12 protein-coding genes are annotated in these 10,647 nt (G+C 68.8%); 11 read left to right on the top strand and 1 reads right to left on the bottom strand.

Annotated features, from left to right (window positions below; all coding sequences use genetic code 11):
- Positions 1–281: four-helix bundle copper-binding protein (locus CWN80_RS09025; protein ID WP_128277189.1), on the bottom strand; the 281-nt coding region annotated here is incomplete at its 3' end.
- Positions 282–564: 283 nt separating this feature from the next.
- On the opposite strand from CWN80_RS09025, the gene CWN80_RS09030 reads away from it, so the two are divergent.
- The 11 genes from CWN80_RS09030 (at position 565) to CWN80_RS09080 (ending at position 10,354) form a co-directional block, all read left to right on the top strand.
- Positions 565–1,164: a YdhK family protein gene (locus CWN80_RS09030; protein ID WP_083853692.1), complete on the top strand. Its 600-nt coding sequence runs from the start codon at positions 565–567 to the stop codon at positions 1,162–1,164.
- 122 nt (positions 1,165–1,286) lie between these two features.
- On the top strand, positions 1,287–1,628 hold the full coding sequence (locus CWN80_RS09035) for an NADH-quinone oxidoreductase subunit A (protein WP_007926989.1): 342 nt from the start codon (positions 1,287–1,289) through the stop codon (positions 1,626–1,628).
- Complete coding sequence (locus CWN80_RS15830; RefSeq protein ID WP_238148159.1) at positions 1,619–2,878, top strand: hypothetical protein; 1,260 nt, start codon at positions 1,619–1,621, stop codon at positions 2,876–2,878. The genes CWN80_RS09035 and CWN80_RS15830 overlap by 10 nt, the downstream gene beginning before the upstream one ends.
- Positions 2,879–2,915: 37 nt before the next feature.
- The gene (locus tag CWN80_RS09045) at positions 2,916–3,806 is read left to right on the top strand and encodes a complex I subunit 1 family protein (RefSeq protein ID WP_238148161.1); all 891 of its coding nucleotides are present in this window, start codon (positions 2,916–2,918) and stop codon (positions 3,804–3,806) included.
- Between the two features lie 3 nt (positions 3,807–3,809).
- Positions 3,810–4,373 (top strand): NADH-quinone oxidoreductase subunit J, encoded by a 564-nt coding sequence (locus tag CWN80_RS09050; RefSeq protein ID WP_007926994.1) that lies wholly within the window; start codon positions 3,810–3,812, stop codon positions 4,371–4,373.
- Positions 4,370–4,672 carry an NADH-quinone oxidoreductase subunit NuoK gene (locus CWN80_RS09055; protein WP_007926995.1) on the top strand — a complete coding sequence of 101 codons (303 nt, stop codon included), beginning with the start codon at positions 4,370–4,372 and terminating at the stop codon, positions 4,670–4,672. Before CWN80_RS09050 ends, CWN80_RS09055 begins: the two co-directional genes overlap by 4 nt.
- Complete coding sequence (locus CWN80_RS09060) at positions 4,669–6,579, top strand: NADH-quinone oxidoreductase subunit 5 family protein (protein WP_007926997.1); 1,911 nt, start codon at positions 4,669–4,671, stop codon at positions 6,577–6,579. Before CWN80_RS09055 ends, CWN80_RS09060 begins: the two co-directional genes overlap by 4 nt.
- A 2-nt stretch (positions 6,580–6,581) precedes the next feature.
- Complete coding sequence (locus tag CWN80_RS09065) at positions 6,582–8,072, top strand: complex I subunit 4 family protein (RefSeq protein WP_128277191.1); 1,491 nt, start codon at positions 6,582–6,584, stop codon at positions 8,070–8,072.
- 2 nt (positions 8,073–8,074) lie between these two features.
- The gene (locus CWN80_RS09070) at positions 8,075–9,505 is read left to right on the top strand and encodes an NADH-quinone oxidoreductase subunit N (protein ID WP_007926999.1); all 1,431 of its coding nucleotides are present in this window, start codon (positions 8,075–8,077) and stop codon (positions 9,503–9,505) included.
- A gap of 229 nt (positions 9,506–9,734) precedes the next feature.
- Entirely contained in the window at positions 9,735–9,983 is a 249-nt protein-coding gene (locus CWN80_RS09075; protein ID WP_238148162.1) for a helix-turn-helix domain-containing protein, read from the top strand.
- 149 nt (positions 9,984–10,132) lie between these two features.
- The gene (locus CWN80_RS09080; RefSeq protein WP_007927003.1) at positions 10,133–10,354 is read left to right on the top strand and encodes an IS3 family transposase; all 222 of its coding nucleotides are present in this window, start codon (positions 10,133–10,135) and stop codon (positions 10,352–10,354) included.
- The last annotated feature ends 293 nt before the right edge of the window (positions 10,355–10,647 follow it).

The raw sequence follows: 10,647 nt of genomic DNA on the forward strand, positions 1-10,647 counted from the left end.
CGATACCTGGGGCGCTTCAAAGCCCGCGTGACGTTGGCGTCGTAACCAGTGTGGCGCGAAAGCGCCGAGCCGGTCGTCGTGCAGATGTCCGCGCAATCGAGATTGGCGCGGACGCACTTGGTGAGATCAGTGACTGTGTCCTCACTCAGACAGGCGTCGGCACAGGCGGCGCACGTCTGGGCGCACTCGAAGCAGGCTTGGATGCACTCGATCAACTTGGCTCTGTCGATGCCACCCAGATCTTTCGGGTAGGTCTCGAGCATCTGCTCCACGGTGTGCATGTCTGTACTCCTTCATTCGATGAGGCGACGCGACAACGGTGCATGCGGCACGCGTCGACGAGAGTCCTTGGGCTACCCCAGCGAGGTATGCCGAAACCTGCTCGCCTGGCACAGGAGCGAACAGCTGCTGGGCTATGTGCCCACGATTGGTCAGCATGCCCTGGTTCAAGATGTCGGGACCCTGCTCGAACTCGTCCTGCTCCATCCGACGCAGCCGTACATACTGCCAGGGGGTAAGGGTATGAAAGTTCACGAGGAGAAGGCGCGAAGGAAGGAAGATGGCATGACGACGGCCCATCGGAAGGTTCACGCGGCAGCGACTGCCGCGGCGGCAATTGCGCTGCTGGCAGGGTGCGGAGGAACGGCCGAGGATGACGCGACGCAGTCACCGCAGTCGTCGATGACGTCTGACTCGTCCGCGTCCAGCAGTGGGACCAGCGAGGCAATGGGTGGTCACAAGACTGATGGCGGACCTCCTCCAGAGGGCATCGAGCAGGCGAGTTCGCCGACGTATCCCGTGGGCACGAAGGTGACGTTGACTGCTGACCACATGTCGGGGATGAAGGGGGCCGATGCGACCATCTCGGGCGCCTTCGACACAACGGCCTACTCCATCAGCTACACGCCCACGGACGGCGGCCAGCGGATCACGGACCACAAGTGGGTCGTTCACGAGGAGCTGAAGGACCCCGGCGACGCGCCATTGGAAGCGGGTACCGAGGTCGTCCTGGATGCCGATCACATGGCCGGCATGGATGGCGCCGAGGCGACGATCGACAGCGCGAGCGATGAGACGGTGTACATGGTCGACCTCACGATGGATGGCATGAAGATGACCAATCACAAGTGGGTCGTGGAGAGCGAGATCCAGCCAGCCAAGTGACCTCGACGCTGAGATGCTGCTGAGTGCGCAGTCCGTGGCAGACGACGCCCCCCTTTTTTTGCGTCGATCCTCTGCTGGCTCACATAAGTTTTTTGTCTACAGGTCAAGAAGGGCGGATCGCGGTGTACGGGATCGTGGCGATGGCGCTGGTGGCGGTGTTCGCTGTGGCGTTCCTCTATGCGCTCCACCGGGCTGTCAATGTACTGGCCGAGCCACTAACGGTGCTCCCGGCGCAGTCGGGGTGGTTGCCCCAGGAACATGCGCTCTCCCGGTTCCACGCCCGCTGGTATCCCGCCTCCATCGTCTTCCTCGCCTTCGATGTCGAGATGTTGTTCATGTACCCGTGGGCAGTGGTCGTGGCCGAGGAGGGGATGACTGCGGTGGTGGAGATGTTCCTCTTCCTCGGAGCACTGCTCATCGCCGTGACGTGGGCTTGGCGGGAGGGGGTCTTCCGATGGGTCTGACCCGAATCCTCGCCCATCTGGCGGTCAACTCCGCCCGTGTCCTGATCGTCGAGGCACCGGGTCACTGGCTCACGCGCGTGGAGCTCGAGCAGCAGATGTTGCTCCGAGGCTGGTCTGCGGCATGGACGCCGGCGGATGCGGACGTGCTGGCGGTGTGCGGTGTGCCAGGTCCCGAGCTGGTAGAACTCGCGCAGCGCCTGTGGGAACAGATGCCCGGTCCGCGGGTGCGCGTCGACGTCGCCTCGTCGGCAGTTGTGGGTTCTGCTCTCGAGGACGCGGCAGCGCTCCTTCTCGATACCCCGCATCACCGGGCGGATGCCCGGGAGAGGGCGCAGGAGCCTCGGATTCCTGAGGACCACGGTCAAATGGGCCACGAGGGCATGAACCACGAGGGCATGGACCACGGTGGGCACGAGGGCATGAACCACGAGGCCATGGACCACGAGGGCATGGACCACGCGGGCCACGAGGGCATGGACCACGGTGGGCACGAGGGCATGAACCACGAGGCCATGGACCACGAGGGCATGGACCACGCGGGCCACGGGGGTCATAGCGGAATGGACATGGCCCCGGCCGGGATCGCGCTGGCCCAAGGTGGTCAGGACCGGGACGGTCTGGAGATGGATGTCCTGCATCTCCCGCTCGGTCCTGTGCTTCCGTTTTGGCCGGCTGGGCTGGTGCTGTGCTGCTCGCTGCAAGGTGATGTCGTCGTCGACGCTGCGGCGTCCGTCGTTGACGGTGCGGGCCAGGCGGCCGGCAGCAAGGAGCCCCAGGCCCCACCGGTGCCTGCGTCTGCGGTGCGGTGCGATGGCGTCATGGCGCTGCTGGCGTTGGCCGGGGCGGATGACGCGGCGGCGCGTGCTCGCCGGGCCCGGGACGCCCTGGTGCGTGGCGATCAGGGTGCCGCCCGGGATGTCGTCGAGCGGTTGCACCGTACGGTGCGGAGATCGTGGTTGCTGCGCTGGTCCCTGCGGGGGGTGCTGGTCCTCGATCCGTCCGATCTGGCACGGCACGGCCTGCCGGAGGGTTGCCGGGGAGACGCCCACGATCGCCTGTCGTCCATGGTGGAAGGGCTCCGGAGCGAGGTGTGCGGCGGCGCAGTCCCGGCGGCCGTGGAGTCTGGCGCAGTGCCGTGGGAGAGGATGCCGCATCTGGTGACCGGGTTGGAGCTGGCCACCGTGCGTCTGGCCGTGGCCAGCTTGAATCTGGAACCCTTCTCGACCGTCCAGGAGACGGGGCATGCCTGAGAGTGGGATGGTGATCGTTGCTGTGGGGTGGGCCGTGGTGACCGGCATCCTCCTGTGCGCTCTGGCCTACGTCGCGGTGACTCTCGATGCCGTGCTCTCGGCCCGGCAGCAGGGTGTGCGCGGCGGGTGGACCGCGCCACTGAGCCGCGCTGCGCGGCTGTTGCGGCAACGCCGACGCACCACCGTGGCCGCGGACACCCTGCTGTGGCGAGTCGGTGGCGCCGGGATGTTCATCGGCGCGTTCTTGATCGTCGCGGTCATCCCGATGGGCCGGTGGGTGCTGGCCGATCCCGATGTGGGCATCGTGTGGTTCAACGTCGTCGACGTCATGGTCTGGGCCCTGGTGTGGCTGACCGGGTGGGGCGCAAACTCCACCCACAGCCTGGTGGGCGGCTACCGCTTCCTGGCCCACGGACTGGCCTACGAGCTGCCGCTGATGTTCGCCCTGGTCGCTCCGGCGATCGCCGCCGGCAGCCTGGGTGTCGGGGATGTGGTGGCCGCCCAGGACGGCCTGTGGTTCGTCGTGTGGATGCCGGTGGCCTTCCTCGTCTACCTAGTGGGCGTGACGGGGTTCTCCGTGTGGGGACCGTTCGCTCCCGCGCTGGCAGCAGACATCGCCGGTGGGGTGCTGGCCGAGCTCTCGGCCGTGGACCGTCTCGTCTTCCAGGCCGGGCGCTACCTGTTCCTGGCGGCTGGAGCAGCCTTCTCGGTGCCGCTGTTCCTGGGCGGTGGCTCCGGGCCGGTGTTGCCCGGCTGGGCCTGGGTGCTGGTCAAGACCGTGGCTGTGCTGGCCGTGCTGGTGTGGCTGCGCCGAAAGGTTCCGCTGGTGCGCCCGGACCGGTTCATGGAGATCGGGTGGATGGTGCTGCTCCCCGCGGTCGTGGTCCAGGACCTGCTCGTGTCCCTCATCGTCGTGTCGGGAGGTTGAGCCGTGCTGACCGGAGTGGCGTTCTGGGTGCTGGCCGTGGTGGCCGTGGCCGCGGGCGTGGCCGTGTTCGTGGTGGACTCCATGGCACGAGCCACGTACGCCCTGGCCCTGTCGTTCATCGCCGTGGGAGTGCAGATCCTCCTGCTGGAGCAGGGCTACCTGGGGCTCATCACGATCCTGATGATGGTGATGGAGATGGCGGTGATGGCCATCTACATGGTGATGTTCATGGGGATGAATCCCGCGCTGATGCCCATGGACATGACCCACGGGAAGAAGACGGCGATTGGTGCATCGGTCGGAGCCTTCGTGCTGCTGGCCAGTGGTGCGCTGCTCATCCCCTGGCCACAGCGCCGTGGCGCCGTTCCCGAGGATCTCACCCGCGCGCTCGGTCTGGAGATCATGGGCGAGAAGATGTTGGTCATGGCCGTGCTGGGTCCGGTCATGGTCGCGACCATCGTGGCCGGGGTGGTCCTGGCTGCCCACCGCAGCCGCTATGACCGGTTCGGCGATGATCTGCGCCGCCGCCCGGCCGACGATCCCCAGCCGGGGGGTGTGGGCCGGTGACCCTCGAGGCTGTGCTGGTGGTGGCTGCCGCCCTGTTCGCGGTGGGCCTGTATGGCGCCCTGTCCCAGCAGGTCGTGGTGATGGTGATGATGGGCTTGGAGCTGATGATCAACGGGGTGCTCCTGGCTGCCGCCGGGTTCTGGTTCTTCTTGGCCCCGGATCCGACCGGGCAGGTCTTGCTGCTGGTGGTGCTGGCCGCGATGACGGTGGAGATGGCCATGGGCTTCGCGGTGGCCACGCTGCTGCACCGACGGCGCCAGACGGACATGACCGACATGGCTGAGGAGCTGTCCGGATGAGCGGGCCCCAGGCCGTCCTGCTGGCGATGGTGGTGCTCCCGGCCACGGTGGGCGGCGTGCTCGCCCTCGCCCGCCCGCGCCGCGGTGCGGTACCGATCGCGCTGGTGACCTCCGGGCTCGCGACTGTCTTGGCGTTCGCCACTGCGCTGGCGCGGCCGGCCGTGTCCTACCCCTTCGTCGTTGGCGCTGACTTCGCGCTGGACGTCGATGCCCTCGCGGCGCTGGTCGTGCCGATGATCGCCTCCGTGACCTTCCTGGTCCTCGTCTTCTCGGCCGGGAACATTCGGGAGTCCCGGGGTCGCTTCCACGGGCTGATGCTCATCTTCGCGGCGGCCGCCCTGGTCACGGCGACCGCCGCCAGCATCCCGGCGCTGCTGTTCGCCTGGGAGGTGATGGGCGCGACTTCCTACGCCCTGATCGGCTTCTGGTGGCGAGATGTTGACCGTGTCTCAGCAGGCCTCACTGCCTTCATCACGACGCGCACAGCTGACTTGGGCCTCTACGTCGCCGCGGGCGCCGCCCTGGCCGGCGGGACGGGCATGGCCCTGGCCGACCTGCCGGCCGCCCAAGGGCCGTGGCGGGATGTCGCCGCCGCCGGGATCCTGGTGGCGGCACTGGGCAAGGCAGCGCAGCTGCCCTTCTCCTTCTGGCTCTCCGGAGCAATGAAAGGACCCAGCCCGGTCAGCGCGCTGCTGCACTCCGCAGCGATGGTCGCCATGGGTGGCTACCTGCTGTTGCGCGTGGAGCCCCTGCTGGCCGCGACCGGGTGGGCCGGGCCGCTGACCGCGTGGGTCGGCGTGCTCACGGCGGCGCTCATGGGGCTCGTGGCGTTGGCACAGCGGGATCTCAAGCAGTTGTTGGCCGCTTCCACGGCCGCCCAGCTGGGCTTCGTGGTGCTCGCTGCCGGTGTCGGCGCGGTCAGTGGCGGCGTCGCCCACTTGGTGGCGCACGCCTCGGTCAAGGCACTGCTGTTCCTGGCTGCGGGCGCCTGGCTGACCGCGTTGGGGAGCGAGGACCTTAGGCAACTGCGGGGTGTCGCCCGTCGGTGGCCGGTCGTGGGGGTGGCCGCGAGCGTGGCGGCGCTGGCTCTGGCCGGGATCGCACCGTTGTCCCTGTGGGCGACCAAGGATGCTGTGCTCACGGCCGCGCTCGAGTCATCCCCGTGGCTCTACGCTGCAGGACTGGTCGCCGCGGCATTGTCGGCCGCCTATGCCGGCAAGGCCCTGTGGGCGATCTGGCGGCGCGGTGCCCGCGCCGAAGCGCGGGCCGACGACGCCGGCGAGGTAGGCGCCTGGGAGCAGGCCCCGCTGGTCGTGTTTGCCGTTGGCGCGGTCGTGCTGGGTGTGCTCGCCCTGCCTCCGATCAGTGGCATGCTCGCCGGCGCCCTGGGCGGCCACGCTCAGATCCCGACCGTCGAGCTGGCCGTCTCTGCCGTGATCGCAGTGGTCGTGGTGCTGCTGATGCTGCGAGTGCGTGCCCCCGCGCCGAGGTGGGCTCGGCGGTGGCTGGGGCTGGAAGCGGCGGCGCAGGCCGTCGTGGTGCGCCCGTCCTTGACCGTGGCGCACGCTCTGACGCGGTTCGACGACCACGTCCTGGACCGGGCCGTGAATGCCGTGGCCGGATCGGTCCTCATGCTGGCGCGGTCAGCTGCCCGCGTCGACGACCACGTCCTGGACCGGGCCGTGAATGCCGTGGCCGGGTCGGTCCTCATGCTGGCGCGGTCAGCTGCCCGCGTCGATGACCACGTCCTGGACCGGGTCGTGTCGGCTATCGCCGGCCGGGTTCGCCGACTCGGGCACCTGGCGCGGGCCCCGCAGACAGGGGCCATCCACCAATACTTCCTCCAGACCGTCGCGGTGCTGGCCGCCGGCGCCGTGGTCTGGTCCGTCTACGCCGTGATGGGTTGAGCATGCTGAGTCTGATCGTCTTCCTTCCCCTGGCCGTCGCCGTAGTCGTGGCTGCGGTTCCCTCGCTCGGCGCCGCGGCCGCGCGGTGGGTGTGGGTCGCGGTCAGCGCCGTGGAGGTGGTGCTCGTCGGCGTCCTCTGGGCCGGGTATGAGGATCCGGGGCCGAACGGGTTGGCATTCGAGGAGCAGGTGCCGTGGATCCCGGGGGTCGGCAGCAGCTACCACGTCGGCGTGGACGGGCTCTCGTTGCCGCTGGTGGCCATGACGGCGGTCATCTTCCTCGCGTGCGCCGTCTACGCTCTTCGGGACGGTGAGCGGCCCCGCGCGCAGACGGCTCTGTTCCTGTTCCTGCAGGGCGTGAGTCTCGGGGTGTTCGTGGCTGCCGACCTCATCGTGTTCTTCGTCTTCTTCGATCTGTCCATCGTGGGCATGTACTTCGTCATCGCTGGGTGGGGTCACGGGAATGCCGCCCGTTCGGCACTGAAGTTCTTCCTCTACACCTTCCTGGGGTCCCTCGCCCTGCTGCTGGGCTTCATCGGCCTGTACGTGGCCTCGGATCCCCACACCTTCGACATCCCCGAGCTCGTCGCGGCCACGCCGCTGGAGGACAGCCCGCTGGCCGGAGGGCTGGTGCTGGCGGCGATCCTGGTGGGTCTGGCCGTGAAGACCCCCACCGTGCCCTTCCACACCTGGCTGCCCCCCGCCCACACCGACGCCCCGGCCACCGGCTCGGCGGTGCTGGCCGGGGTGCTGCTGAAGATGGGCACCTATGGCTTCGTGCGCATCGCCATGCCGATCCTGCCCGAGGCGTGGCGGGCATGGGCCTGGGTGATCGTGGTGGTCGGCATCGTCTCGGTGCTGTACGGAGCATTCGTGGCACTGGCCCAGACCAACCTCAAACGCATGATCGCCTACACCTCCGTGAACCACATGGGCTACATCGTCCTGGCCCTGGGCGCGGTCGGCCTCATCGCCGGTGACACCGCCCAGGCCCGTTCAGTGGCCGTCACCGGCGCGGTTGTGCAGATGGTCAGCCATGGGCTGATCGCCGCCGCGCTCTTCCTCCTGGCCGGGGTGATGCGCACCCGCGCCGGCACCTACGACATGGGTGCCTACGGTGGCCTGGCTACACCCGCGCCGCGTTTCGCGGCACTGTTCGCGATCGCGGCGTTCGCCTCGTTGGGCCTGCCCGGGTTGTCCGGGTTCATCGCTGAGTTCCAGATCTTTGCCGGCAGCATCGCCGTCGCCCCGGTCACCGCGATCGCTCTGCCGGGCATCCTCGTCACTGCCGCCCTGTTCCTGTTAGCGCTGCAGCGAGTCTTCACCGGCCCCACGCAGGGCCAGTCGCCCGGGTTCGCGGACCTGCACGGTCGAGAGCTGTGGTCGATCGGCCCACTGCTGGCCCTGTCCCTGCTCATCGGCGTCCTGCCGCAGTTACTGCTCGGGGTCATCGAGCCGGCCTCGGCCGCCCTTGTCGACCTGGTCGGCAGGTAACCGTGGACGCCTCGATGCAGATGCGCCCCGAACTGTTGCTCCCGGAGATCCTCACCTTCCTCGGTGGCCTGATCGTCCTGCTGGGCGGCTCGTTCCTGCCCAGACATCGGCAGTGGATCGCCCGCGCCGTGGCCGCCCTGGCGCTACTGGGTGCCGCGACCGCGGCGGCCCTGGCCATGGCCGGGCCCGCGCAGACCGCATTCTCGGGAACCTCCGCCGTGGACACCGCCACCGGCGCCGCCCGGGTGATCGCCGCGTTGGCCACCCTGCTGGTCCTGGGCGTGGCCTCCGGAGAGATCGCCGACGCCCCCCGGGAGTCCGACACCTACGCCCTGCTGCTCTTCGCCACCACCGGGGTCATGGTCCTGGCCGCGACCACCGACCTGCTCGTGCTCATCGTCGGATTCCTCCTGGCCAGCATCCCCCTGTACGGGATCGTGGGCCTGACCGGCGGTCGCTCAGGGGCCGAGGCCGCCATGAAGACCTACCTCATGGGTGCGCTGTCCGGGATCCTGCTCATGCTCGGGGTCACCCTCCTCTACGCCCTGACCGGCGCCACCGACTACGCCCAGCTCAAAGACGAACTACCTGGCGCCCCGGCCGCAGCCGTGGGCGCGGGCGTGTTGTGCGTGCTCACCGGGCTGCTGTTCAAGGCCGGCGGAGCGCCCGTCCACTTCTGGATCCCCGACGCCGCACAAGGCACCGGCGTGACCGCCGCGACCTTCCTCACCACCGTGCCCAAGATCGGAGCACTGGTGGCCATCTACCGGTTCGTGGCCACGATCTCTGCCGGGAACGAGACATGGTTGATCGTCACGGCAGCCCTGGCCACGGCCTCGATGTTCCTGGGCAACCTCGCCGCCTACTGGCAGCGTGATCCCCGCCGGCTGCTGGGCTGGTCGACCGTGGCCCAGGTCGGGTTCCTCCTCGTTCCTGTGGCCGCCGCCGGCCGCAGTGACCTCGCCCTGCCCTCACTGCTGTTCTATCTCGCCGCCTACGCCCTGACCAACGTGGCCGCCTTCGCGGTCACCGCGGCCCTTCCCGAGCGCCGAGACCTGACCGCCTACCGCGGGCTGGTCCACGAACGCCCCGGGCTCGCACTCGCCCTGCTCGTCGCACTGCTCGGCCTAGTGGGCACCCCACCGACGGCCGTGTTCGTCGGCAAGCTCACCACCGCCACCGCCGCTTGGGACGGTGGACACAGCTGGCTGGCCCTGCTCGTGATGCTCAACAGCCTGCTCAGCCTCTTCTACTACCTCCGCTGGTTCGGTCCCGTCTTCGCCCGCCCCACCCAGGAATCCGCGACCCGTCGCCGCACGGGCGGGGACGCCTGGGCTGCCGCCACCGCCGGTGTCGCCGCCACCGCGAGCCTGGCCCTCGGGATCGTTGCCGGCACCCTGTGGACGGCTCTAGAGGGGCCGTTGCTGCTCTAGTGTCGCGTTCCTGAAGTGCTTGGGGGCTTAGCATCTGGAGAGCGCTCCTGATGCAGCAAGTGGCAGACAACTTGCTGTTTGTTGCTGCTGTCGCGTCTCAAACTTCTTGGCAGACCGGTTATGAGGGCATGATCGGCGTGACCGAGGAGGAGATGGCCTATGGGTCGACCACCTGTGATCCCGGCGAGAGAAGAAGACCAGGATCGTGCTGAGTGTCTTGGCAGGCGAGATGAGCATCGCCGAAGCGGCGCGCAAGGAGAAGGTCTCCGAGCAGTCGATCGGCCGCTGGAAGGCTGAGTTCCTGGAGGCGGGACGAACCGCGCTGGCCTCGGGCCGGACCGGTCCCTCGACCCGGGAGGAGCAGCTGGAGGCGGAGATCGCCGAGCTGACCACCGCATTGGGTGAGGCCCATCTTGAGGCGCGGGTGTGGAAGAAGAGCGCTGAGGGCCGCCTGGGCCCTTCGAGGACCTCGAGGTAATCCGTACCGAGGCGGGGATGCCGACCACGAGGTTCTGCGCACTGGTCGGCATCCCCGAACGGACCTACCGTCGCTGGCAGGCCCACGCCCGCGCCGGGCGCCCCGCCAAGGGGCCCTGACCGCAGCCGGCCCGCGAGGCATCCCGGGAGGTGATCGCTGGCCTGGCGGCCAAGCACGCCGCGTGGGGCCACCGCAAGATCTGGGCCATGGCCCGCCACGGCGGCCACCGGGTGTCGATGTCGACCACGGCGCGAATCCTGGACGACGCCGGGTTGTTGCTGAAGGCGGACTACCAGCGGGAACGTCGTGACCTGGCCCAGCAGCGCAAGGCCGCGTTCGCCAAGACCCCGACGGGTCCGAACATGGTCTGACAGTTCGACTTCTCCGAGTACGAGACCGCCACGGGCGGGACCTGGCGAGTCGCGGGGATCGCGGACTACTGGTCCAAGTACGAGTTCGGGTGGCACTGGTCACCGACCGCGAACAAGCACGACGCGGTCGCCGCGGTCGAGCTCGCGCTGGCGGAGGCGGCCTCGATGCTGCCTGAGGGGCTGGACCTGCTGGAGTACCTCACCGACCCCGTCACCGGGGAGGTCGTGCCCATCACGTTGGTGGCCGACAACGGTGGCCCGTTCCGCTCAGCCACTGGATCGCCCCGGGTTGG

The sequence above is a fragment of the Janibacter hoylei PVAS-1 genome (assembly GCF_004025845.1).
GTDB lineage: Bacteria > Actinomycetota > Actinomycetes > Actinomycetales > Dermatophilaceae > Janibacter > Janibacter hoylei.

What these genes read in the sequence shown, in the direction of transcription:
- CWN80_RS09060 (WP_007926997.1), top strand. Translation starts at nt 4,669, where the DNA reads ATGAGCGGGCCCCAGGCCGTCCTGCTGGCGATGGTGGTGCTCCCGGCC.
- CWN80_RS09030 (WP_083853692.1), top strand. Translation starts at nt 565, where the DNA reads ATGACGACGGCCCATCGGAAGGTTCACGCGGCAGCGACTGCCGCGGCG.
- CWN80_RS09075 (WP_238148162.1), top strand. Translation starts at nt 9,735, where the DNA reads ATGAGCATCGCCGAAGCGGCGCGCAAGGAGAAGGTCTCCGAGCAGTCG.
- CWN80_RS09065 (WP_128277191.1), top strand. Translation starts at nt 6,582, where the DNA reads ATGCTGAGTCTGATCGTCTTCCTTCCCCTGGCCGTCGCCGTAGTCGTG.
- CWN80_RS15830 (WP_238148159.1), top strand. Translation starts at nt 1,619, where the DNA reads ATGGGTCTGACCCGAATCCTCGCCCATCTGGCGGTCAACTCCGCCCGT.